A 22,303-nucleotide genomic window follows, 5' to 3' on the forward strand; every position below is an offset into this window, starting at 1 on the left:
TGGCAAGATGGATCAGATCAGCGCGCCGACGGCTTCCATGAAGCGGGCTAGGCTGATCGGCTTCGAAACATAGGCATCGGCGCCCGCGGCGCGGATCCGCTCCTCGTCCTCGCGCCCGGCATAGGCGGTGACCGCCATGACCGGGATCGACCGGAGCGCGTCGTCGGCCTTGAGCTCGAGGATGATCTCGTAGCCGGTCACGTGCGGCATCTGGATATCCATGATGATCAGGTCGGGGGCGAAATCGCGCGCGCGCGCGACGGCGTCCCGCCCGTCCCGCACCGGCTCGGCAAGATAGCCGTGCGCGCGCAGGAGGTCGCAGAAAAGTTTGAGGTTGAGTTCGTTGTCCTCGACAACGAGCACCTTCTTTGCCACGCGAGCCACCATTCGTTTCGAGAAGGACCACGATAGGCAATGCGCGGCGTCGATACAAATGAAGACGCCGAGGCGCTCGCGCTCCGTGCGCTGGCCTGGACCCTGGCCGAGCCCGACCGCGCGACTCGGCTGCTGTCGGTGACCGGGCTCGAGCCATCGGACCTGCGCACCCGCGCGGGCGAGACCGCGGTGCTGGCCGCCGTACTGGGCTTTCTCGAGGCGCACGAGCCCGACATGATCGCGTGTGCCGCAGCCCTCGGGATCAAGCCAGAGACGCTCGCGCGGGCGCGGATGACGCTCGAACCGGGATATGAGTCATGAAGCCGCTGCTGATCAGCGATTGCGACGAAGTGCTGCTGCACATGGTCCGGCATTTCGGGACGTGGCTGGACGAGGCGCACGAGATCGACTTCTCGATCGGGCATGGCGATTTCGCGAACAGCATGACGCGTCGCGATGGCGGCCCCGCGCCGACTCGCGAGGATATGTGGGCGCTGCTCGGGGGGTTTTTCCCGGCGGAGATGCACCGCCAGACGCTGGTGCCGCATGCGCGCGAGGCGCTGGCCCAACTCGCGGAGACGACCGACATCGTCATCCTGACCAACCTTCAGGACCAGTGCCGCCTGCCCCGGATCGAACAGCTCGCGGCATTCGGGATCGCGCACCGCGTCGAATGCAACCAGGGCGGCAAGGGCGAGCCGGTCGCGCGGCTTGTTGCCGAATACGGGAACCCGGTGACGGTGTTCGTCGACGACCTCGCCGTGCACCATGATTCGGTCGCGCGACATGCCCCTGCGGTCCACCGCCTCCACATGATCGCCGAGCCGGTCCTTGCCGCGGCCGTGCCCAAGGCACCCGCAGCGCATGCCCGGATCGACGACTGGCGTGACGCGCACGACTGGATCGTCGCGCAGTTCGCCGCGGGCCCCAGCACGGATCCCACACCCCCGCCCGCATGACGGCAATCCGGTTGCGCGCCCCGATATTCCCTGCGACGCTACGCGCTCAGGCAAGGGGATGGCGATGCGAACAGCGTGGTTGATGACGGCGGCGATACTGACGGCACCGATGGCGGCGCCCGGGACGGCACAGGCGCAGTCGCGACCCGACCAGAAGGCGTTCCTCGGCCTCTACAAGGAGCTGGTCGAGACCAACACGACGCTGTCGTCGGGCAGCTGCACGCAGGCGGCGGCACAGATCGGTGGGCGACTGAAGGCCGCCGGCTATGCGGATGCCGACATCACCTATTTCTCGGTCCCCGAGCATCCCAAGGACGGCGGGCTCGTCGCGGTGCTCAAGGGATCCGACGCGTCGATCAAGCCGATGCTGCTGCTCGCGCATCTCGACGTGGTCGAGGCGAAGCGAGAGGACTGGGTGCGCGATCCCTTCACGTTGATCGAAGACGGTGGTTATTATTACGCGCGCGGCGCGGTCGACGACAAGGCGCAGGCGGCGATCTGGTCCGATGCGATGATCCGGTTCAAGACCGGCGGATACACGCCCAAGCGGACGATCAAGCTCGCGCTCACCTGCGGGGAGGAGACCACGTTCGCGTGGAACGGCGCACAGTATCTGGCCAAGGAGAAGCCCGACCTGATCGCCGCCGAATTCGCGCTCAACGAGGGCGGCGGCGGGCGGCTCGACGATACCGGCAAGCGCCAGCTGCTCGCGATCCAGATCGGCGAGAAGGCGGCGCAGAACTACACGTTCCTTGCCACCAACCCCGGCGGACACAGCTCGCAACCGACACCCGACAACGCGATCTACGAACTCGCGGACGCGGTGAAGGCGGTGCAGGGCTACGAATTCCCCGTAAGGTTCACCGATACGACCAGGGCGTTCTTCGCGGCCAGCGCCAAGGCGATGCCGGGCGCGATGGGAACGGCAATCACCGCGCTGCTCGCCGATCCGGAGGACAAGGCGGCGGATGCGATCGTGAGCCGCGACAAGGCGATGCATTCGACGCTCAGGACGACGTGCGTGGCGACGCTGCTGAGCGCCGGGCATGCCGAGAACGCGTTGCCGCAGCGCGCGACGGCGAACATCAACTGCCGGATCTTTCCGGGCGAGACGGTGGACGGCACGCTGGCCAAGCTGAAGGAACTCGCCGGCACGAAGGTCGCGGTGACGGCGAACCAGCCGGTACGCCCGACCGCGATCCCGCCGACGCTCGACCCGAAGATCATGGGACCGGTGACGAAGGTCGCGGCAAAGCATTTCCGCGGCATCCCGATCCTGCCGCTGATGTCGACGGGCGCGACCGACGGGATCTTCCTCGAGGCGATCGGCATCCCGGTCTACGGCGCGCCCGGCGTGTTCATCGACAAGGACATGGGGGGTATCCACGGCCTCAACGAACGCATCCGCGTCGAGTCGCTGTACGACGGCCGCGACTATCTGTTCGATCTGGTGAAGGCGTTCGCGGGATGACCGGCCGCGCCCCTCTCCCCTGCGGGGAGAGGGCGGTTACACCGTGACCTGCTCGCCGAGTTCCAGCACCTTGCCGGGCGGGATCTTCAGGAAGTCGGTCGGGTCGCTCGCATTGCGCTGCAGGAACATGAAGATGCGGTCCTGCCAGGGCGGCATGCCCTTTTCCGCGTCGGGCTTGAGCGTGTTGCGCCCGATGAAGAACGACGTGCGCATCGGATCGAGCCCGAGCTGTTCGGTCTTCGCGCCAACGCCCAGATCGCGCGGCACGTCGGGCGACTCCATGAACCCATAGGTCAGCACGACGACCGAGAAATTCTCGTCGACGCGCTCGGTACAGACGCGCTGCGAATCGTCGACGAACGGGCGATCGGCGGTGCGAATGCTGACGATCAGGTTGGTCTCGTGAAGCACCTTGTTGTGCTTGAGGTTGTGCAGCAGCGCACCTGGCGTGGCGTAGGGGTTGGCGGTCAGGAACACCGCGGTGCCGGCGACACGCTCGGGCGGGCGCTTTTCCAGGGCCGCGGCGAGATCGGCGAGCGGGATGCTCTGACGCTTCTCGAACGCGCTGACGATCTGTTTCCCCCGGACCCAGGTGAAGATGATCAGGCCGATCGACGCGGCAATGACCAGCGGCACCCAGCCACCTTCGATCACGCGCAGGATATTGGCGCCGAAGAAGATCAGGTCGAGCGTCAGGAACGGCAGGATCGCGGCGAGCGCGAGCGGGCGCGACCAGTTCCAGCGATGCCGCACGACGATGTACGCAAGCAGCGTGGTCACGACCATCGTCCCGGTCACCGCGATGCCGTACGCCGCCGCCATCGCCGACGACGTCTTGAACTGCACCACCAGCACCAGCACGCCGATCAGCAACAGCCAGTTGATCGCGGGCAGATAGATCTGACCCGCGAACACCGCCGATGTCTGGCGGATCCGCAACCGGGGGAGCAGGCCGAGCTGGATCGCCTGCTGCGTCAGGCTGAATGCGCCGGTGATGACCGCCTGGCTGGCGATCACGGTGGCGAACCCTGCGAGAATGATCAGCGGACCGCGCAGGCTTTCGGGCGCCATGAGGAAGAACCAGTCGCGGTTGGCGAACGGCACGCCGCGCACCGCCGCATCCTCGAGCGCGGCGAGCGCGAACGCGCCCTGCCCCAGATAGTTGAGCGCGAGCGCCGGGAAGACGAGGAAGAACCAGCCGAGGCGGATGGGAAGCTTGCCGAAATGCCCCATGTCGGCGGTCAGCGCCTCGGCACCGGTGACCGTGAGGAAGACCGCACCGAGCACGAACAGCCCCGTGACGCCGTGGGTCATCAGGAAGGCAACGCCGTAACTGGGCAGGAAGACGCGCACGATCGAGGGTTCGTCGGCGATGTGCCACACGCCCAGCCCGCCGATCGCGAGGAACCACAGGATGCAGACCGGGCCGAACAGCTTGGAAACGTGCGCGGTCCCGCGCGCCTGGATCAGGAACAGGCCGATCAGGATCGTGATCGTGAGCGCCCGCACGGTCGATTCGCTGAAGATGTGCGCGGCGCTGGGGATCGTGCGCAGCCCTTCCATCGCCGACAGCACCGACAAGGCCGGCGTGATGATCGCATCGCCGTAGAACAGCGACGCGCCGGCCGCGCCCAGCACGATCGCGATCTTCGAGCGGACGCCCAGGGCGCGGCGTGCAAGCGCGGCGAGCGCGAGCACGCCCCCCTCGCCCTGGTTGTCCGCGCGCATCAGGAAGATGACGTATTTGACGGTGACGACGAGAAACAGCGACCAGAGCGCAAGGCTGAGGACGCCCAGGATCTCGCTGGCATCGATCCCGCCCGCCGTCGTCTGGCCAAGCGCCTCGCGGAACGCATAAAGCGGGCTGGTGCCGATATCGCCGAACACCACGCCGATCGCGCCGACGGTCAGCGCCGCCAGCGCGGGATGCGCGTGCGATGACCCCGCGGGGTGCGCGGCAGACGGCGGGGCAATTTCACGGGTTCCGACGACGGACGACATGGCGCGGGAAGCGCTCCTCATGGAGGGACGGCGCGCTTTACGCCGATTGCAGCGATGCGCAAGTGCGCACCCCTGCACTGCACAATCGCTTGATTCGCGACTCGAGCAGCGGCATGGCGGCGGAATGGTTCCCTTTTCGTTCGGCGGGCATACGCTTTTGGCGTTGCCCCAAGGCGCGCTGTTCTGGCCGTCGCGCGGTGCGCTGCTGGTGGCGGACCTGCATTTCGAGAAGGCGAGCTGGTACGCCAAATCCGGCCAGATGCTGCCGCCCTATGATTCGATCGCGACGCTCGCGGATCTCACCGCCGTGGTCGACGCGACACGCGCACGCGAGGTCTGGTGCCTCGGCGACAGTTTCCACGACAGTGACGGTTGCGCACGCCTGCCCGACCGCGCGCAGGACCTTTTGCGCGGGCTGACCAGCGCGACCGACTGGACGTGGATCACGGGGAACCACGATCCCGAGATCCTCGACCGCTGTGGCGGCCGCGTCGTCACCGAGGCGGTGGTCGACGGACTGGTGCTGCGGCACGAGGCGGATCGCGGTGAGGACCGGCCCGAACTGTCGGGCCATTTCCATCCCAAGCTACGCCTGCGCGTACGCGGCAAGAATGTCGCGCGGCGGTGTTTCGTGGCGACACAGACCAAGCTGATCCTGCCTGCCTTCGGCGTGCTGACCGGCGGTCTGGACCCCAATCACCCGGAGATCATGCGCGCGGTCGGCCAGGGCGCGCAGGCGCTGATCCCCGTTGCCGATAGGCTGTTGCGCTTCCCGATCGCGGCGTAGGACGTCAGCTCGCGATCGTCGGGAATGCCGCGCGAAATGCCGCGAGCTTCGGCTTGTCCCACGCGACGATGTACGGATGCGTCGGGTTCCGGTCGAAGAAATTCTGGTGATAGGCCTCGGCGGGAAAGAAATTGCCGGCCTCGATCTTGGTGACGATCGGACGCGGAAACGCGCGCGTCTGGTCGAGTTGTGCGATATAGGCGCGAGCGACCTTCGCCTGTTGCGGTGATTGCGGGAAGATTGCGGAACGATAGCTGGTGCCGCTGTCGGGGCCCTGGCGGTTGAGCTGCGTCGGGTCGTGCGCGATCGAGAAATACACGCGCAGCAACGTTCCGTAGCTGACCGCGCGCGGATCATAGCTGATCCGGATCGCCTCGGCATGCCGCGTCGTCTCGGTCGAGACCTTGTCGTAGCTTGCGGTATCCCTGGTCCCGCCGGCATAGCCCGCGGTGACCGCCTTGATGCCCTTCACATGTTCGAAGACCGCCTCCATCCCCCAGAAGCACCCGCCTGCGAGGATCGCCGTCTGGATCCCGGGCGTCGGTGCGACGTCCGCCTTGACCGCCGGGATGATCACCGCACGCTCGGCCTGCGCTGTCCCGGATGAGATGACCGCGCCGGCGATACCGAGGACGGCGAGTGTGGCGATGAGGGGCGTTTTCATGTCACCCTATGTGGTGAGCACACAGATGATTTCCAAGCCGTTGTAAACAAAGGCCGATCAGCGTTGACCCTGAACGATGCTTGTCACGTGACGCTCGAAATCATGCTTCGCCTCGGCGGGCTGAAGTGCAAGCAGACCAAGTGCGCCCAGCATGAAACCGCCGGTGAACTGCCAAAGAAAGCTCGACTTGATAAGACTGCGCATCATGCGCTCCTGTTGAATTGGTACCGGCGTCATCGTGAAGATCACGTCAGCTACGTACCGGCATGTCGGTTAGACGCCGGGTTTCGACAATGCCGTTTTTAGAAACTCTCGATTAACGCGGCATGGCCGATCGGTTCATCTACCGGCAGGGTTGCCGGCAGATGTCGCGACGTGTCGCCAATGTTGCCGGAGCGGGCCCGATCGGGTCAGCCCGCCGCCATCGCCGCTACCGTGGCCCGGCCTTTACCGGAGCGCGGTGCACGCCGTCTGGATCCGCGTGCACGCCTCGCGCAGCAGCGCGTCCGAGGTCGCATAGCTGATCCGGAACGCCGGGCTGAGGCCGAAGGCCGCACCCTGCACCACCGCGACCTTGGCGTCGTCGAGCAGATAGCCGACCATCGCCTCGTCGGTGTCGATCAGGCGACCGTTCGGCGTCGACTTGCCGATCAGTTCGGCGAACGACGGATAGACGTAGAACGCGCCCTCCGGCGTCGGGCAGTGCATGCCGTCGATCTGGTTGAGCATCGACACGACCAGATCGCGCCGGCCCTGGAACGCGGTGTTGCGCTCGGCAAGGAACGACTGGTCACCGTTGAGCGCGGCAACCGCGGCGGCCTGCGCGATCGAGCAGGGGTTGGAGGTCGACTGCGACTGGAGCTTGGCCATCGCCTTGATCAGCCACGCCGCGCCGCCGGCATAGCCGATCCGCCAGCCGGTCATCGCGTAAGCCTTCGAACAGCCATTGACGGTCAGCGTGCGCTCGAACAGCTCGGGGCATGCCTCTGCGATCGTCGCGAACTTGAAGCCGTCATAGACGATATGCTCGTACATATCGTCGGCGAAGATCCAGACGTGCGGGTGCTTCGCCAGCACCGCGCCGAGCGCCTTCAGCTCGTCGATCGTGTAGCCGGCGCCGGTGGGGTTCGACGGCGAGTTGAGAATCACCCACTTGGTCCTGGGCGTAATCGCCGCGTCGAGTGCGGCGGGATCGAGCTTGTAGCCGACCTCGGGGCCTGCCTTGACGATCACGGGGACGCCGCCGGCGAACTGCACGACGTCGGGATAGCTGACCCAGTAGGGCGCGGGGATCACGACCTCGTCGCCCGGATCGATCGTCGCGACCATCGCGTTGAACAGGGTGTGCTTGCCGCCGACGTTCACGCTGATCTGATCGGTGGTGTATGCCAAGCCGTTGTCGCGTGCGAACTTGGCGACGATCGCCTGCTTCAGCTCGATCGTGCCGTCGACATTGGTGTATTTGGTCTTGCCGTCGCGGATCGCCTGGATCGCGGCCTCTTTGACGAAGTCGGGCGTGTCGAAATCGGGTTCGCCCGCGCCCAGCCCGATCACGTCGACGCCCGCGCGCTTCAGTTCGAGAACGCGGCTGGTGATCGCGAGCGTCGGCGAAGGGCTGATGCGACCGAGCGCGGCGGATGCGTGCATGATGGAACCTCTGCGGTTGTCCGCAGAGCTCGCCCGCGGCATTCGCGGCGGCTATACCCCCCGATCGGCGGATTTCGCAACCGCAACGATCGCGGGAATGAGGCCGCGCACTGCATTTCCCATGTAGAAACCATGCCTGAGGTCCGCCCTCGTCAGCGGCCCCTCGACCGCCGTGCCGTTCGCGATCAGCTCGGCGCGCAGGATCCCGGGGAGCAATGCCCCGGCCGGCGGGGTCACGAGCATGCCGTCGGCGCGCGGGACGAAGATCGACGTGAAGCTGCCTTCGGTCAGAAACCCCTGCGGATCCTCGAACACCACCTCGAACGTGCCCGCCTGCCGGCGCGCGTCCTCATAGAATGCGCGGTCGCTGGTCTTGTGGCGCAACCGGATATCCGCGGTCGGGACCGGCAGCGGCATGACCGCCACCTCGATCCGCGCGGGCGAGACCGGCATCGGGCCGACCTGGATCGCGACGGCGCCCGATGCGGCGACGAGCAGCCGGATCCGCCGGGGGCCGCGCAGCCGGAACGTCGCCGCCTGGAGTTCATTGCGCGTGCCATGCCGATCGAACGCGAAACCGAGTGCGGCGGCGCTGGCACTCAGCCGCGCGAGATGACGCTCGAGGCGCAACAGCCCGTGATCGGGGTCGAACGCCATCGTCTCGATCAGGTCGAGCGGCCGTCGGCCCGCGGTGAGGAACGCCGCCTTGTCGAGGCATTCCTGCCATTCCTGGTCCGCGACGCTGTCCGCGACGATCCCCGATCCGAGCCCCATCACCGCGCGGTCGTCCTGGATCGTCAGCGTGCGGATCGCGACGTTGAACATCGCGTCGCCATTCGCGTCGATGCACCCGATCGCGCCCGTGTACGCGCCCCGGTCGCGGCCCTGCTCGACCTCCGCGATGACCTCCATCGCGCGCTGCTTCGGCGCGCCGGTGATCGATCCGCAGGGAAACAACGCCGCGATGACGTCGACCGCGTCGCGCGCCGAGTCGAGCCTCGCGGTCACGGTCGACGTCATCTGGTGGACGGTCGGATAGGTCTCGATGCTGAACAGGTCGGGGACCGCGACGTCGTGCGCGACCTGCGACAGGTCGTTGCGCATCAGGTCGACGATCATCAGGTTTTCGGCGCGCTGCTTCGGATCGGCGGCGAGCGCAGACGCGGCTGCGCGATCGGCATCCGGCGTCGCACCACGGGGCGCCGTCCCTTTCATCGGCCGGCAGGTCAGCCGGTCATGCTCGAGACCGAAGAACAGCTCGGGCGACAGCGACAGGATCGCCTGCGTCCCGGTATCGATCAGCGCGCCATAGCCCGCCCGCGCCTGACCGCGCAGGCCGGCGTAGAGCGCAAGCGGATCACCCGCATAGGGTACGATCGCGGCAAAGGTCAGGTTCGCCTGGTAGATGTCGCCCGCGGCGATCAGCGCGAGGACACGCGCGATCTGCGCATCGTACGCGTCGCGATCGATCTGCGGTCGCGCCGTGCCGACCCACGCGCCCGCCGGATCGGGCAGGCGCCGCGCGACCGCGTCCGCGGCGATCGTCTCGTACCCGTCGAACAGCCCGAACCACAGCAGCGGCGCACGCGCGGAGTGGTCCGTCGCGGCGCTCTCGGGGGCAGCTTTGTCCGGGCGGATGCTGCGCGGGGCGAGTGCCATGCCGGCCTCGTAACTCATCATCCCGGCGGCGTGGAGGCCCTCGGCCGTGGCAGCGCGCAAGGCCTCCAGGGCCGGACGAACCGCTTCCGGGGTATCGGCGCGCACGATTCGTACCGGCGCGCGGTACAGGCGTGCGGGTGCCCCATTCTCGCGGGCATCGTCGAGCAGGACAAAAGGCGCGGTAAACATCGCTGTCCCTGTTGCACGGGCGGAGCGGCCGACCGCAAGCGGCGATTGCCCGAAACCGTCCAACGCCCTATTTTGCACATATGACACAGACGCCCACGCCCCCCGCCGTTCCGCCGCTTCGCGCCGCGATTGTTCCGGTCACGCCGATCCAGCAGAATTGCACGTTGATCTGGTGCACGAGCACGATGAAGGCGGCGGTGATCGATCCGGGCGGCGACCTGCCGCGGATCAGGGCCGCGATCGCGCAGGCGGGCGTGACGGTCGAAAAGATCCTGCTGACGCATGGACATATCGATCATGCGGGCGAGGCGAAGGCGCTTGCGGACGACCTTGCGGTGCCGATCGAAGGTCCGCACGAAGCCGATCGGTTCTGGCTGCAGCGGCTCGATCAGGACGGGCCGAAATACGGCATCGCCGGCGTCAATTTCGAACCCGATCGCTGGCTGGTCGAGGGCGATGTCGTCACGGTCGGCAATCTTTCGCTCGATGTCTACGCGACACCCGGGCACACCGAGGGCCATGTGATCTTTCACCACGCGCCCTCGAAGTTCGCGCAGGTCGGCGACGTGCTGTTCCAGGGATCGGTCGGGCGATCCGACATGCCGGGCGGCAATCACCAGACCCTCATCAAGTCGATCGTCGAAAAGCTCTGGCCGCTCGGCAGCGACACGAGCTTCATTCCCGGACACGGCGCGGCGAGCACGTTCGCGCACGAGCGGGCGAACAACATGTTCGTGAGCGACCGGGCGCTCGCCGCCTGACGCCGGCGCGATACCGGCAGGCGTCCCACGCCCGTGAAGGCGGGGGTGGGACTCCTGCCGCGCCGCGACCTACTTGCGTTCGCCTGCGCTTTCGGCGCGGATCGCCTTGAACTCCGACCCTTCGCGCCATTCGGGCCATGCCCGGCCGTTCGCAAGCGTCGTCCCGATCGTCTGGAACAGCGCAACGTCCTGCGCCGCGCCGCGCAGGTCCCAGTCCTTGCTCCAGGCATCGCAGGTCTGGTGATAGCATTTCATATAGCCGTCGAGCCACGCCTGCCCGGCTTGACGACCGCCCGTGACGAGATCCGACGCGCCGCTGATCGCCATCAGCAGCAGCGTCGGAACACCGCGACGCGCCACCGCGAAATGGTCTGCGCGGTAGAAGAGCCCGCGCTCGGGAAGCGCCTCGGGCGTGACCACCCGGCCCTGCGCCTTGGCGGCATCGCCCAGCATGTCCTCGAGGCTGTTCTGCCCCGCACCGACCAGCAGGACGTCGCGGGCGGGGCCTGCGGTCTGGAGGATGTCCAGCGTCAGGTTGGCGACGGTCTTCGCCGCCGGATAGACCGGATCGACCGCATAGGTTTCCGAGCCGAGCAGGCCCCGTTCCTCGCCGCTCCACAGCGCGAAGACGAGGCTGCGGTCGGTGCGCGGGCGCTGTGCAAAGGTCCGCGCGAGTTCGAGCACACCCGCCACGCCAAGCGCGTCGTCGTTGGCGCCGGGGCGGATCGTGCGCCCCTGCGCATCGGGTGCACCGATGCCATAGGCGTCCCAGTGCGCGCCGAACATCACGACCTCGTCCGGACGCGTCTTGCCGGGCAGCTTGGCCAGCACGTTGCGGCTTTCGGCGGTGTCGTGCCGCACGGGCAGATCGACGCTGAACGCCTGCTTCAGGACGACCGGGCGGAAGTCGCTACGCCGCGCCGCCTTGCGAAGCGCCGCGAGGTCCTGCCCCGATTCGGCGAACAGCCTGGTCGCGGCGGCCCCCTCGATCCAGCCCTGCAGCAGGACCCGCGAGCTCGGGTCGCTGCGGACGATGTCGTAATTCTCGCCGGCGGGCGCCTTGACCGTATCCCAGCCATAGCCCGCCCCCGCGGTGTCGTGCACGATCAACGCCGCGACCGCACCGCGGCGCGCCGCCTCCTCGAACTTGTAGGTCCAGCGGCCATAATAGGTCATCCGGCGGTCGCCGAATCGGCCCTTTGCATCGTCGCCGGCCGTCGCCTCGAAATCGGGATCGTTGACGAGGAAGACCGCGACCTTGCCCTTGAGGTCGAGCCCCTTGAAATCATCCCAGCCGCGCTCCGGGGCGGTCACGCCATAGCCGACAAAGACCATCGGTGCGCTGGCGATGGCGACGCGGTCGACCCCGCGCACGGTGCTGAGATAGACGTCGCGCGACTGCATGAGCGTCCGCGTGCCCGCAGTGACCGTGCCCGTTCCCATTCGCGTGTGGACGAGCGGCACGGCCTGCGTCCAGCTGCCGTCCGGGCCGCCGGGCGCGAGTTTCATTGCCTTGAACTGGGCGACAAGCCAGTCGATCGTCTTGGTCTCGCCGGGTGTCCCCGGCGCGCGACCCTCAAACGCGTCGGACGCCAGCGTCTTCACGTCCGCCGACAGCCGTTCGGGCGAGACCGTCTGCTGGGCAAGCGCCGGTGCCGCGATCGCCGTAGCCGCGACGGCGAGGGCCGTGCCGAGGAAACGATGCGACCGGGTCATGCGCGCCCCCCCGTCGGAACGAGCTGGAAGGTCGTTGCCGCCGGTACGACATGCCCCTGATAGGCGATCGCAAGCGCCCAGCCCGCGAGCAATGCCATCACCGCCCACGTCACCAATGCGCCGAACGCGCGTGGCAGATTGGAGGTCGGGCGGTCCATGCCGAACGCATGCGCGACACGCGCGAGGACGAAGGCGACGCCCGTGATCCACAACAGCGTCGGCGACCCGCCGCCCAGTTCAATGAGCGCGAACAGGATCAGGATGAACGGCGCATATTCGACAAAATTGGCCTGCGCGCGCATCCGTCCCTGCAACAGCGTGTTGCCATCGTCGCCGAGCAGGATCTTGTTCTTCAGTCGTGTCGGCACGATCCGGAAGGCGAGCCAGAGATTGACGATGGCCGCAGCGGCGGCGATCGTCAGCGTTACGGGCAGGATCATGCTGGTCGTTCCTTGATTTTTGCAGTGCCGTACCCCGTGCCACCCCGCCACGATGCTTGCAACGCAGGCGATTATCGCTATAGCGCCACGCTTCGCGATGCGTCAGGCCGTATGGTAGCTCACGCGGCCGACCTTAACAGTCGGTTGCCGACTTCCACGTCCGGGCCTATCGGAGCCCCGACCTTTTAAAAGAACAAGGTGCCGAAATGGCCGTCCCCAAGAGAAAAACCTCGCCCTCCAAGCGCGGCATGCGCCGTGGCCACGATTCGCTGACGATCGCGGCATTCCAGGAGTGCCCGAACTGTGGCGAACTGAAGCGCCCCCACAACCTCTGCACGTCTTGCGGCCACTATAACGGTCGCGAAATCCTTTCGGTCGAGGGCTGAGCCCTCACCTGAGCGAAGGACGTGAGCATGCCCGACAGCGCCTGGATCGCCGTCGATGCGATGGGTGGCGATGACGGGCTGGCGGTGATGCTGGCTGGCGTAGCGCGTGCGCGACGCCAGTTCGACGGCATGCGCTTCCTGTTGGTCGGCGACGAGTCGGCGATTCGCGAAGGTCTCAAGGACCATCCGAATCTTGAACAGAATTCCGAGATCGTCCACGCGCCCGGTGTCGTCGGTTCGAGCGACAAGCCGAGCCAGGCGATTCGGCGTGCCAAGACGACGTCGATGGGAATCGCCATCGATCTGGTGAAGAAGGGTCGCGCCGCAGCAGCGGTGTCGAGCGGCAACACCGGTGCATTGATGGCGATGGCGAAGCTGTCGCTCCGGACTCTCCCTGGGATCGATCGGCCTGCACTGGCCGCACGATTGCCGACACTCGGCGATACCGACATGGTCATGCTCGACCTTGGCGCGAATACCGAGTGCGACGCGCGCAACCTCGTCCAGTTCGCAGTCATGGGTGCCGCCTATGCCCGGACCGCGCTCGATATCCCGCACCCCCGCGTCGCGCTGCTCAATATCGGCAGCGAGGACATGAAGGGCACCGACGAGATTCGGGAGGCCGCCGCACTGCTGCGGACCGCGGCCAAGCTCGACATGGACTTTAAAGGCTTCATCGAGGGTGACCGGCTGTCGCGCGGCGATGTCGACGTCGTCGTCTGTGACGGCTTTTCCGGCAACATCGCGTTGAAGACGGCGGAGGGAACCGCACGGTTCGTCGCGGACCTGCTCAAGCGGGCATTTCGCAGTTCGGTCCGTTCGAAGCTGGGGTTCCTCATCTCGCGGCCGGCAACCGAACTGCTGCGCGATCATCTCGACCCCAATAATCACAACGGCGCCGTCTTTCTCGGGCTGAACGGCATCGTCGTCAAAAGCCATGGCGGCGCGAACGAGCGCGGCGTGGCGACGGCGATCGGCAATGCCGCCAAGATGGTGCGCAACGATCTGGTCCGCCGCATCAGCGACGACCTGGGCAACGTCAAGGAAGCCGCATGATCCGCTCCGTCGTCACCGGTACCGGGTCGGCGCTGCCCGCACGCCGCGTATCGAACGCGGAACTCGCGGCGCAGGTCGACACCAGCGACGAATGGATCGTCGAGCGTACCGGCATCCGGTTCCGGCACATCGCGGGCGAAGGCGAGACGACCGCGACGCTCGCGGCCGATGCATGCCGTGCCGCGCTGACCGCAGCGGGTATCGACGCGCAGGGCATCGACCTGATCGTGCTGGCGACCGCGACGCCCGATCAGACATTCCCCGCGACCGCCACCAAGGTCCAGGCGATGCTCGGCATCAACGACTGCGTCGCGTTCGACGTCGCGGCGGTCTGCTCGGGCTTCCTCTACGCGGTGCAGGTCGTCGACAGCATGATCCGCAGCGGCGTCGCCAAGCGCGCGCTGGTGATCGGCGCCGAGACGTTCAGCCGCATCCTCGACTGGGAAGACCGGACGACCTGCGTGCTGTTCGGCGACGGTGCGGGCGCGATCGTGCTCGAGGCGCAGGACACCGCCGACGAGGGCGGCCGCGGCATCCTGACGACCAAGCTTCACGCCGATGGCCGGCACAATCAGTTGCTGTACGTCGATGGCGGCGTCTCGACGACCGGGACCGTCGGCAAGCTGCGCATGAAGGGCCGCGAGGTGTTCCGCCATGCGGTCACCAACCTGGCAGCGGTCATGACCGAGTCGCTCGCGATGGCGGGGCTGTCGGCGGATCAGGTCGACTGGGTCGTCCCGCATCAGGCGAATGCGCGCATCCTCGATGCGACCGCGCGCAAACTCGGGCTCCCCCCGGAGCGCGTCGTCGTCACGGTTGACCAGCACGCGAACACCTCGGCCGCCTCGGTCCCGCTCGCGCTCGACGTCGCAGTCCGCGATGGGCGCATCCGCGAGGGGCAGATCGTCGTGCTCGAGGCGATGGGCGGCGGCTTCACCTGGGGGGCAGCGGTCATCCGGTTCTAATCGCAATTGAAACCCATTTGCGATTTGTCAGATATAGCACTTCCGATGATCCCGGCGCTTGTGTAGACACGGGCTGGGTGTGGGAGTTTGCGGAATGACAATGACGGGTACCCTAACGCGTGCGGATCTCGCCGAGTCCCTCCATCGCGAGGTCGGCCTGTCACGGGCGGACGCATCGAAGGTCGTCGAGCAGATCCTCGTCGAGATGTGCGAAGCGCTTTCCAGCGGCGAGAATGTCAAGATTTCCGGCTTCGGCACCTTCGTCCTGCGCGACAAGGGCGAACGCATCGGCCGCAACCCCAAGACCGGCGTCGAGGTTCCGATCGCACCGCGTCGTGTCCTGACGTTCCGCGCCAGCCAGATGATGCGCGAGCGCATTGTCGGCGCGGACTAGACGTCCGACGATGCCGGAGACCTCCGGCAAGGCCCCTACCGCGTTTCGGACGATCGGCGAGTTGTCGGTCGAGACGGGCCTGCCGCAACATATCCTGCGCTACTGGGAAACACGGTTCCCACAGCTGCGGCCGCTGCAACGTGCCGGCAACCGTCGCTACTACAGGGTCGAGGACGTCGCACTGGTGCGGCGGATCGACCAGCTGCTCAACCGCGACGGCTACACCGTGCGCGGCGTCCAGCAGTTGCTGGCGGGCGAGAAGAGCACCCCGCCTGCGATCCCCGGCCCCGCCGAGATCATCGCGCAGGCCGAATCGCCGATCCCCGCGCTGCGCGCCATCCGCGCCATGCTGGCCGAGGCGCTGGCGGCGGACTGACCCCCGACCACCCGGTTCGTCATCCCCACGGCGGCGGGGATGACGACGGATAGCGGTCGCAGCCCCCTTACCGCTCGCGCGTCGCGGCGAAGCGGATCTTGGGATAGCGATCGGCAATATAGTTCACCTCCCAGGCGCTTTTCGCGAGGAACACCGGGTTCCCGTCGCGGTCCTTCGCCATCGCGCCGCGGTTGATCTCGGCGAAGGTCTTGAGCTCCTGCGAGTCTTCCGCCGAGATCCAGCGTGCGGTCTCGTACGGCGCGGGCTCGAGCCCGGCCGCGACCTTGTACTCCGCGTCGAGGCGCGACAGCAGCACTTCGAGCTGAAGCTGCCCGACGACGCCGATGATCCAGTTCGAGCCGATGTCGGGGTAGAAGACCTGCGTCACCCCCTCCTCCGCCATGTCGTCGAGCGCCTTGCGCAACTGCTTGGTCTTGGTGAAATCCTTCAGCACGACGCGACGCAGGATTTCGGGCGCGAAGTTCGGCAGCCCGGTGAAGCGGATCGCGGCCTTTTCGCTCAGCGTATCGCCGACGCGCAGCGTGCCGTGGTTGGGGATGCCGATGATGTCGCCCGGAAACGCCTCGTCCGCCAGCTCGCGGTTCTGCGCGAAGAACAGGATCGGCGAATGGACCGCGATCGGCTTGCCGTGGCCCGTGGGGGTGAGCTTCATGCCGCGCTTGAACACGCCCGAGCACAGCCGCATGAACGCGATCCGGTCGCGGTGGTTGGGGTCCATGTTCGCCTGCACCTTGAACACGAAGCCGGTGACTTCGCTCTCATCTGGTGAGATGGGGGCAGGCTCGGCGGGCTGCGCGCGCGGCGGCGGGGCGTAGTCGGCAAGTGCTGCGATCAGTTCGGCGACGCCGAAATCCTTGAGCGCGGAGCCGAAATAGACCGGGGTCAGATTGCCCGCGCGATAGGCTTCGGCGTCGAAGCTCGAATAGCCGCCCTGGGCGAGTTCGGCTTCGTCGTTCAGGCGGACGATGCCTTCGGGGCTGAGGATCTTGGCCAGCTTGGGATCGTCGATGCCCTCAAAAGGGATCGCCTTGCCCATGAATTCGCGGCTGTCGCCTTCGGGGCGGCTCAATGTGTTGGCATAGAGATCGTACACGCCCTCGAACTCACCACCCATGCCGACCGGCCAGCTCATCGGGCAAACGTCGAGCTGCAGCATCTCGGCGACCTCGTCGAGCAGCGAGAACGGGTCGCGCCCCTCGCGATCGACCTTGTTGACGAAGGTGATGATTGGCACGTTGCGCAGGCGACAGACCTCGAACAGCTTGCGCGTCTGCGGCTCGATGCCCTTGGCCGCGTCGATGACCATGACTGCCGAGTCGACCGCGGTCAGCGTGCGGTAGGTGTCCTCGGAAAAGTCCTCATGGCCCGGCGTGTCGAGCAGGTTGAAGGTGATCCCCTGGCGTTCGAAGGTCATCACCGACGACGTGACCGAGATGCCGCGCTGCTGCTCGATCTTCATCCAGTCGGAGCGCGCACGGCGGTTCTGGCCGCGCGCCTTCACCTCGCCCGCGAGATGGATCGCGCCGCCGAAATACAGGAGCTTCTCGGTCAGCGTGGTCTTGCCAGCGTCGGGATGCGAGATGATCGCGAAGGTGCGGCGGGGAAATTGGGTCATGGCGTGGATCCGGGGAGCCGAGTCGGGGCTCGGAAGGTAAGGAAGTTCAGGCTACGTACCGCTCGGAATCCCCTCCCCGCGCGGGACGCGGCGGGATCGGGAGGAGGCGGCTTGCAGCGATCATCGCGTGCTATTGGCAGATGCGGGGCGTGTAGGACAGAGGGGGCGCGTCCTTCCCAAGACTGAATACATCTGACCGTTCGTGCCGAGTAGGCTTCGAGCCTGTCGAGAAGCCGTATCGAGGGACATGTACCTCGATACGAGCCCTCGACTTCGCTCGGCCTCTACTCGGCACGAACGGAATTGGCGAGGTCAGGCCATCAGCGTGACGCGGAGCGCGATGCGTTTGGCGGCGCCCGGCGCCACCTCGAACACACCGGGTTTGTCGCGGAACTCGCCGGTATAGCCCTCGGGATCGGCGATGCCGTGCCAGGGCTCGACGCAGACATAGGCCGCGCCGGGCTTGGTCCAGAGGCCGAGCATCGGCGTGTCGGGGAAATCGATCCGCAGCTGCGGGCCCGTCTCGGCGCCGTAGGTGACCGAGTCGGAGCGGACCGTGTCCCAGACGAGCGCGTCCTTGGCGAACAGGTCGTCGCGCAGGCGCAGCGTGCGGCCCTCCAGCGGCGAGGGCCGCTCCCCCTCCGCGATCGTGCCGTCGTCGGCGATCATGCGCAGCGCATCAGGCTCGTCAGCCGAGAAGACGATGCGGTGGTCGGCGCGATCCTCCCCGTAAGGCAGCGGCCAGGCGAAAGCGGGGTGGAACCCGAAGCTCGCCGGAAGCGGCTGCGCGGCGGGGTTCGTGATCGCGACGTCGACGCTCAGTGTCGCGTCGACCAGCGCGAACGTCACCGTCAGGCAGAAGTCGAACGGATAGACCGCGCGCGTCTCTGGTGTCGCCTCGAGCGTGAAGGCGACCGATCCGGGCTGCTGCTCGGACACGGCGAAGACCATGCGCCGCGCGAAGCCGTGCTGCTTCATCGGGTATTCGGTGCCGTCGATGCGGATCGTGTCGCGGTAGGGGCGGCCGACGACGGGGAAGAGGATCGGTGCGTGGCCGGTCCAATAGGCCGGGTCGGCGTTGGTCATCAGCTCGCGGCCGGCCGCGTCTTTCAGCGACGTGAGTTCGGCACCGAGCGGGTTGATCTGCGCGGTCAGGTGGTCGTTGGCGATCGTGATGAGGTCGGTCATGGGGGTCCTTCCTTCGAATTCATGCCCTCACCCTCGCCGCCTTCGGCGTCTCTCCCTCTCCCCTTGGGGGAGAGGGAAGGGGCCCGCGGCCGCTTGGCCGTGGGAAGGGTGAGGGCACGCTTATACGCGCAGGCTCGCGCCCTGCTTGGCTGCCGCAGCGACGACCTTGTCGGCGATCGCCTTGATCTCCTCGTCGGTGAAGCTCTTGGCGGTGGGTTGCAGCACGATCTCGACCGCGACCGACTTGTGGCCGTCCTCGACGCCCTGCCCGGTGAACACGTCGAACACCCGCGCCGAGACGATCGCGGCCTTGTCGGCCCCCTTGACCGCGCGGACCAGCGTGTCGGTGGCGAGCGCCGCCGGCACGAGGAACGCGAAGTCGCGGCGGACCGCCTGGAGCGCGGGCGGCGTGTAGGCTGGGCGGGCGAAACCTGAGGCACGCTTGGGCGGAATCGCGTCGAGATAGATCTCCACCGCCGCCACCGCGACGTCGAGATCGAACGCCTTCAGCACCAGCGGGTGGAGCATGCCGAAGCTTGCCAGCACGGTTTTAGGCCCAAGGCGCAGCGTGCCCGACTGGCCAGGATGCCAGGCATCGCCCGCCTCCCCCATCACTTGCAGATTGTCGACGGGTGCGCCCGAGGCGGCGAGCAGCGCCAGCGCTTCGGCCTTCGCATCATAGGCGTCGAAGCTCGCGGCCTTGCCGTCGCGCCAGCCGCGCGGGCGGCGGTCGCCCGCCAGCACCACACCGAGCGTCGCGCGCTCGGCGTCGGCGAGGTAGCGGCGGCCGATCTCGAACAGGCGGACGCTTTGCTGGCCGCGCTTGAGGTTGCGCCCCGTCGCGGCGAGCAGGCCGGGGAGCAGCGAGGGGCGCATGACCTTCAGGTCTTCGCTGATCGGGTTGGCGAGCGTCCAGGCGCCGCCACCGAACGGTGCGGCTTCGGCCTCAGAGAGGAAGCTCCACGTCACCGCTTCGTCGAGGCCGCGGGCGGCCGCGGCGCGGCGCGCGCGACGTTCGAGCTTCTGTTCGGGGGTGGCGGTCGGCTTGGCGACGCCGGGCATGCGCGGCAGCGGGGTCGAGGGGATGTTGTCGATGCCCTCGATCCGCACGACTTCCTCGACGAGATCGGCGGGGCCGTCGACGTCGCGGCGCCAGCTCGGGACCGTGACCGGCCATTTGCCCTCGATCGTCGAGAACAGCGCGTCGCTGAACGCGTCGGCGGACTTGATGGCGCCGATCGTGAAGCCGAGCGACAGCAGCGTACGCGCCTGGCGTTCGGGCGCCACGTGGAGGCCACCGAGGTCCGCGCTGAGGCGCGGGTCGTAATGGATCACGCGCGGCTCCGACGGCGCTTCGCCCGAGCGCGTGACCTCACTCGCGGTGCCACCACAGACGTGCAGTACGAGCGCGGTGGCGATCGCGAGGCCGTCGTCGAGGAACGCCGGATCGACGCCGCGTTCGAACCGGCTGCGCGCGTCCGAGGTGAGCGTGAGTGCCTGGCCGGTGCGCGCGATATGGTCGGGATCGAAATAGGCGCATTCGATCAGCACGTCGGTGGTGTCCGCCGAGACGCCCGAATGCTCGCCGCCCATGATGCCACCTATGTCGTGCACCGCCACGTCGTCGGCGATGACGGTCATGCTGGCGTCGAGCGTGTAGGTCTTGCCGTTGAGCGCGACGACCTGTTCGCCGTCCTTCGCCTTGCGCGCGACGAGGCCGCCGGAGAGCTTGGCTCGGTCGTAGACGTGGAGCGGGCGGCCGAGGTCGATCATCAGGTAATTGGTGATGTCGACCAGCGCGGAGATCGGCTTCTGGCCGATCGCGAGCAGGCTGCGGCGCATCCAGTCGGGCGAGTCGCCGTTGCGCACGCCGGTGACGGTCTGCGCGAAGAAGGCGGGGCACCCTGCGGTGTCTTCGGTGCGGACCGATGGCCCTGCCCCGTCGGTGACGATGGGATCGAAGATCAGCGGTGTGAGCGTGCCCATCCCCGCCGCGGCGAGGTCGCGCGCGATGCCGCGCACGCCCATGCAGTCCTGGCGGTTGGGCGTGATCGCGACGTCGATGACGGGATCGGTGAGCCCGGCATAATCGGGGTACGGCGTGCCGATCGGCGCGTCCGCGGGCAGCTCGATGATGCCGTCATGGTCCTCGCCGAGTTCGAGCTCGCGCGTCGAGCACATCATGCCGTTCGATTCGACGCCGCGGATGCTCGCGAGCTTGAGCGTCACGTCGAGACCGGGGACATACGCGCCCGGCGCACCGAACACGCCGACCAGCCCGGCGCGCGCGTTGGGCGCGCCGCACACGACCTGGAGCGGGCCATCGCCCGCGTCGACCGACAGGATCTGCAGCTTGTCGGCCTGCGGATGGCGTTCGGCGCTGAGCACCTTGGCGATCCTGAACGCGGCGAGCTTCTCGCCCGGATTCTCGACGCCTTCGACTTCGAGGCCGATACGCGTGAGCGCATCGACGATCTGGTCGAGCGTGGCGGTGGTGTCGAGGTGCTGCTTGAGCCAGCTGAGCGTGAACTTCATGCGCCGACTCCGGCCGACAGAGTGGGGACGTCGAGGCTCGAGAAACCATAATGTTTCAGCCAGCGGATATCGCCGTCGAAGAACGGGCGGAGATCGTCCATGCCGTATTTGAGCATCGCGAGCCGGTCGATGCCGCAGCCGAACGCGAAGCCCTGCCACTCGTCGGGATCGAGCCCGCACGCCTCGATCACCTTGCGGTGGACCATCCCCGAGCCAAGAATCTCGAGCCAGCCGTCGGGTTCGGCGCCACCGACGACGCGCTTGCCCTTGACCAGCGTGTAGCCGACGTCGATCTCGACCGAGGGTTCGGTGAACGGGAAATAGCTCGGGCGCATCCTGAGCACGATGTCGTCGCGCTCGAAGAACGCCTTCACGAACGTCTCGAGCGTCCATTTCAGGTGGCCGAGCGTGATGCCCTTGTCGATCACGAGGCCCTCGACCTGATGGAACATCGGCGTGTGCGTGGCGTCCGAGTCCGAGCGGTAGGTGCGGCCCGGCGCGATGATGCGGATCGGCGGCTTCTGGCTCAGCATCGTGCGGATCTGGACGGGCGAGGTGTGCGTGCGGAGCAGCGAGAAGGTCGTCTTCTCGTCGGCGGTGCCCGCGACCTTCGCGTCGATCCCTTGCTGGAGATAGAAGGTGTCGTGCATCGCGCGCGCCGGATGCGTCTCGGGAATGTTGAGCGCGGAGAAATTGTGCCAGTCGGTCTCGATCTCGGGCCCGGTCGCGACCGCGAAGCCGAGGTCGGCGAAGATCTCGGCGAGTTCGTCCATGACCTGGCTGACCGGATGGATCGTGCCGGGCATCGGCGCATCGGCGGGGAGCGTCATGTCGAGCGTTTCGCTGGCGAGGCGCGCGTCGAGCGCGGCGCGTTCGAGCGTTGCTTTCCGTTCAGCGATGCCGTTCGCAACCGCCTCCCGCAGCCCCTGGATGAGCGGGCCCTGCACGAGGCGCTCGTCGGGGGTCATCTTGCCGAGCGTCTTGAGCAGCGCGGTGATCGTGCCCTGCTTGCCGAGCGCCTCGACCCGGCACGCCTCCAGCGCGTCGAGGCCGGATGCCGCGGCGATCGCCGTCAACATGTGTTCGCGCATCTGGTTC

Annotated in this window: 22 protein-coding genes; 10 read left to right on the top strand and 12 right to left on the bottom strand. The window is 67.3% G+C overall.

From position 1 onward, the window contains the following. Positions 1 to 12 precede the first annotated feature (12 nt). Entirely contained in the window at positions 13 to 375 is a 363-nt protein-coding gene (locus tag ASE72_RS06280; protein ID WP_056018006.1) for a response regulator, read from the bottom strand. 39 nt (positions 376 to 414) lie between these two features. Between ASE72_RS06280 and ASE72_RS06285 the strand changes: the two genes are divergently transcribed. From ASE72_RS06285 to ASE72_RS06295, 3 genes are all read left to right on the top strand, one after another. Beyond that, positions 415 to 696: a DUF3572 family protein gene (locus ASE72_RS06285; protein ID WP_056018008.1), complete on the top strand. Its 282-nt coding sequence runs from the start codon at positions 415 to 417 to the stop codon at positions 694 to 696. Then, positions 693 to 1,334 carry a hypothetical protein gene (locus ASE72_RS06290; RefSeq protein WP_056018010.1) on the top strand — a complete coding sequence of 214 codons (642 nt, stop codon included), beginning with the start codon at positions 693 to 695 and terminating at the stop codon, positions 1,332 to 1,334. The genes ASE72_RS06285 and ASE72_RS06290 overlap by 4 nt, the downstream gene beginning before the upstream one ends. Before the next feature lie 64 nt (positions 1,335 to 1,398). After that, on the top strand, positions 1,399 to 2,805 hold the full coding sequence (locus tag ASE72_RS06295) for a M20/M25/M40 family metallo-hydrolase (RefSeq protein ID WP_082445881.1): 1,407 nt from the start codon (positions 1,399 to 1,401) through the stop codon (positions 2,803 to 2,805). 36 nt (positions 2,806 to 2,841) lie between these two features. On the opposite strand, the gene ASE72_RS06300 is transcribed toward ASE72_RS06295, so the two are convergent. Further along, entirely contained in the window at positions 2,842 to 4,806 is a 1,965-nt protein-coding gene (locus ASE72_RS06300; RefSeq protein ID WP_056018012.1) for a potassium transporter Kup, read from the bottom strand. 124 nt (positions 4,807 to 4,930) lie between these two features. On the opposite strand from ASE72_RS06300, the gene pdeM reads away from it, so the two are divergent. Beyond that, positions 4,931 to 5,593 (top strand): ligase-associated DNA damage response endonuclease PdeM, encoded by a 663-nt coding sequence (gene pdeM, locus ASE72_RS06305; RefSeq protein ID WP_056018014.1) that lies wholly within the window; start codon positions 4,931 to 4,933, stop codon positions 5,591 to 5,593. Positions 5,594 to 5,597: 4 nt separating this feature from the next. On the opposite strand, the gene msrA is transcribed toward pdeM, so the two are convergent. The 4 genes from msrA to pabB all read right to left on the bottom strand — a co-directional run bounded on the left by msrA (position 5,598) and on the right by pabB (position 9,752). Continuing rightward, a complete protein-coding gene (msrA, locus tag ASE72_RS06310) occupies positions 5,598 to 6,257 on the bottom strand; it encodes a peptide-methionine (S)-S-oxide reductase MsrA (protein WP_056018016.1) in 660 nt (219 codons plus the stop codon). A 57-nt stretch (positions 6,258 to 6,314) separates the two neighbouring features. Further along, a complete protein-coding gene (locus ASE72_RS20535; protein ID WP_235532254.1) occupies positions 6,315 to 6,461 on the bottom strand; it encodes a hypothetical protein in 147 nt (48 codons plus the stop codon). A gap of 243 nt (positions 6,462 to 6,704) precedes the next feature. After that, positions 6,705 to 7,904: a pyridoxal phosphate-dependent aminotransferase gene (locus tag ASE72_RS06315; RefSeq protein WP_056018018.1), complete on the bottom strand. Its 1,200-nt coding sequence runs from the start codon at positions 7,902 to 7,904 to the stop codon at positions 6,705 to 6,707. A gap of 51 nt (positions 7,905 to 7,955) precedes the next feature. Beyond that, the gene (gene pabB, locus ASE72_RS06320) at positions 7,956 to 9,752 is read right to left on the bottom strand and encodes an aminodeoxychorismate synthase component I (RefSeq protein WP_056018020.1); all 1,797 of its coding nucleotides are present in this window, start codon (positions 9,750 to 9,752) and stop codon (positions 7,956 to 7,958) included. A gap of 80 nt (positions 9,753 to 9,832) precedes the next feature. Here pabB and ASE72_RS06325 point away from each other — a divergent pair, with 80 nt between their 5' ends. Beyond that, entirely contained in the window at positions 9,833 to 10,513 is a 681-nt protein-coding gene (locus ASE72_RS06325; RefSeq protein WP_056018021.1) for an MBL fold metallo-hydrolase, read from the top strand. Positions 10,514 to 10,582: 69 nt separating this feature from the next. Here the strand turns inward: ASE72_RS06325 and ASE72_RS06330 are convergent, their stop codons facing one another. Together ASE72_RS06330 and ASE72_RS06335 are read right to left on the bottom strand one after the other, a co-directional pair. Beyond that, positions 10,583 to 12,229, bottom strand: a complete 1,647-nt coding sequence (locus tag ASE72_RS06330; protein ID WP_056018023.1) for a M28 family metallopeptidase — start codon at positions 12,227 to 12,229, stop codon at positions 10,583 to 10,585. Then, positions 12,226 to 12,669, bottom strand: a complete 444-nt coding sequence (locus ASE72_RS06335; protein WP_056018025.1) for an MAPEG family protein — start codon at positions 12,667 to 12,669, stop codon at positions 12,226 to 12,228. Before ASE72_RS06335 ends, ASE72_RS06330 begins: the two co-directional genes overlap by 4 nt. Positions 12,670 to 12,875: 206 nt before the next feature. Between ASE72_RS06335 and rpmF the strand changes: the two genes are divergently transcribed. The 5 genes from rpmF (at position 12,876) to ASE72_RS06355 (ending at position 15,846) form a co-directional block, all read left to right on the top strand. Further along, positions 12,876 to 13,055, top strand: a complete 180-nt coding sequence (gene rpmF, locus ASE72_RS19560; RefSeq protein WP_031438822.1) for a 50S ribosomal protein L32 — start codon at positions 12,876 to 12,878, stop codon at positions 13,053 to 13,055. Positions 13,056 to 13,082: 27 nt separating this feature from the next. Then, the gene (gene plsX, locus ASE72_RS06340; RefSeq protein ID WP_056019106.1) at positions 13,083 to 14,111 is read left to right on the top strand and encodes a phosphate acyltransferase PlsX; all 1,029 of its coding nucleotides are present in this window, start codon (positions 13,083 to 13,085) and stop codon (positions 14,109 to 14,111) included. Beyond that, positions 14,108 to 15,076, top strand: a complete 969-nt coding sequence (locus ASE72_RS06345) for a beta-ketoacyl-ACP synthase III (RefSeq protein WP_056018027.1) — start codon at positions 14,108 to 14,110, stop codon at positions 15,074 to 15,076. The genes plsX and ASE72_RS06345 overlap by 4 nt, the downstream gene beginning before the upstream one ends. A gap of 94 nt (positions 15,077 to 15,170) precedes the next feature. Next, the gene (locus tag ASE72_RS06350; RefSeq protein ID WP_056018029.1) at positions 15,171 to 15,470 is read left to right on the top strand and encodes an integration host factor subunit alpha; all 300 of its coding nucleotides are present in this window, start codon (positions 15,171 to 15,173) and stop codon (positions 15,468 to 15,470) included. 10 nt (positions 15,471 to 15,480) lie between these two features. Further along, positions 15,481 to 15,846: a MerR family transcriptional regulator gene (locus ASE72_RS06355; RefSeq protein ID WP_056018030.1), complete on the top strand. Its 366-nt coding sequence runs from the start codon at positions 15,481 to 15,483 to the stop codon at positions 15,844 to 15,846. Positions 15,847 to 15,913: 67 nt separating this feature from the next. On the opposite strand, the gene ASE72_RS06360 is transcribed toward ASE72_RS06355, so the two are convergent. From ASE72_RS06360 to pheS, 4 genes are all read right to left on the bottom strand, one after another. Next, positions 15,914 to 17,482, bottom strand: coding sequence for a peptide chain release factor 3 (locus ASE72_RS06360; RefSeq protein ID WP_056018032.1), 1,569 nt, complete (start codon positions 17,480 to 17,482; stop codon positions 15,914 to 15,916). 312 nt (positions 17,483 to 17,794) lie between these two features. Then, positions 17,795 to 18,670, bottom strand: a complete 876-nt coding sequence (locus ASE72_RS06365; RefSeq protein ID WP_056018034.1) for an aldose 1-epimerase family protein — start codon at positions 18,668 to 18,670, stop codon at positions 17,795 to 17,797. Positions 18,671 to 18,790: 120 nt separating this feature from the next. Then, positions 18,791 to 21,205 (bottom strand): phenylalanine--tRNA ligase subunit beta, encoded by a 2,415-nt coding sequence (gene pheT / locus ASE72_RS06370; protein ID WP_056018036.1) that lies wholly within the window; start codon positions 21,203 to 21,205, stop codon positions 18,791 to 18,793. After that, a complete protein-coding gene (gene pheS / locus ASE72_RS06375; protein WP_200916202.1) occupies positions 21,202 to 22,296 on the bottom strand; it encodes a phenylalanine--tRNA ligase subunit alpha in 1,095 nt (364 codons plus the stop codon). Before pheS ends, pheT begins: the two co-directional genes overlap by 4 nt. Positions 22,297 to 22,303 lie beyond the last annotated feature (7 nt).

It is taken from the genome of Sphingomonas sp. Leaf20, from assembly GCF_001421535.1.
Lineage (GTDB): Bacteria > Pseudomonadota > Alphaproteobacteria > Sphingomonadales > Sphingomonadaceae > Sphingomonas.

Coding starts and splice junctions, on each gene's coding strand:
- ASE72_RS06285 (WP_056018008.1), top strand. CDS start 415: ATGCGCGGCGTCGATACAAATGAAGACGCCGAGGCGCTCGCGCTCCGT.
- ASE72_RS06290 (WP_056018010.1), top strand. CDS start 693: ATGAAGCCGCTGCTGATCAGCGATTGCGACGAAGTGCTGCTGCACATG.
- ASE72_RS06295 (WP_082445881.1), top strand. CDS start 1,399: ATGCGAACAGCGTGGTTGATGACGGCGGCGATACTGACGGCACCGATG.
- ASE72_RS06300 (WP_056018012.1), bottom strand. CDS start 4,806: ATGTCGTCCGTCGTCGGAACCCGTGAAATTGCCCCGCCGTCTGCCGCG.
- pdeM (WP_056018014.1), top strand. CDS start 4,931: ATGGTTCCCTTTTCGTTCGGCGGGCATACGCTTTTGGCGTTGCCCCAA.
- msrA (WP_056018016.1), bottom strand. CDS start 6,257: ATGAAAACGCCCCTCATCGCCACACTCGCCGTCCTCGGTATCGCCGGC.
- ASE72_RS20535 (WP_235532254.1), bottom strand. CDS start 6,461: ATGCGCAGTCTTATCAAGTCGAGCTTTCTTTGGCAGTTCACCGGCGGT.
- ASE72_RS06315 (WP_056018018.1), bottom strand. CDS start 7,904: ATGCACGCATCCGCCGCGCTCGGTCGCATCAGCCCTTCGCCGACGCTC.
- pabB (WP_056018020.1), bottom strand. CDS start 9,752: ATGTTTACCGCGCCTTTTGTCCTGCTCGACGATGCCCGCGAGAATGGG.
- ASE72_RS06325 (WP_056018021.1), top strand. CDS start 9,833: ATGACACAGACGCCCACGCCCCCCGCCGTTCCGCCGCTTCGCGCCGCG.
- ASE72_RS06330 (WP_056018023.1), bottom strand. CDS start 12,229: ATGACCCGGTCGCATCGTTTCCTCGGCACGGCCCTCGCCGTCGCGGCT.
- ASE72_RS06335 (WP_056018025.1), bottom strand. CDS start 12,669: ATGATCCTGCCCGTAACGCTGACGATCGCCGCCGCTGCGGCCATCGTC.
- rpmF (WP_031438822.1), top strand. CDS start 12,876: ATGGCCGTCCCCAAGAGAAAAACCTCGCCCTCCAAGCGCGGCATGCGC.
- plsX (WP_056019106.1), top strand. CDS start 13,083: ATGCCCGACAGCGCCTGGATCGCCGTCGATGCGATGGGTGGCGATGAC.
- ASE72_RS06345 (WP_056018027.1), top strand. CDS start 14,108: ATGATCCGCTCCGTCGTCACCGGTACCGGGTCGGCGCTGCCCGCACGC.
- ASE72_RS06350 (WP_056018029.1), top strand. CDS start 15,171: ATGACAATGACGGGTACCCTAACGCGTGCGGATCTCGCCGAGTCCCTC.
- ASE72_RS06355 (WP_056018030.1), top strand. CDS start 15,481: ATGCCGGAGACCTCCGGCAAGGCCCCTACCGCGTTTCGGACGATCGGC.
- ASE72_RS06360 (WP_056018032.1), bottom strand. CDS start 17,482: ATGACCCAATTTCCCCGCCGCACCTTCGCGATCATCTCGCATCCCGAC.
- ASE72_RS06365 (WP_056018034.1), bottom strand. CDS start 18,670: ATGACCGACCTCATCACGATCGCCAACGACCACCTGACCGCGCAGATC.
- pheT (WP_056018036.1), bottom strand. CDS start 21,205: ATGAAGTTCACGCTCAGCTGGCTCAAGCAGCACCTCGACACCACCGCC.
- pheS (WP_200916202.1), bottom strand. CDS start 22,296: ATGCGCGAACACATGTTGACGGCGATCGCCGCGGCATCCGGCCTCGAC.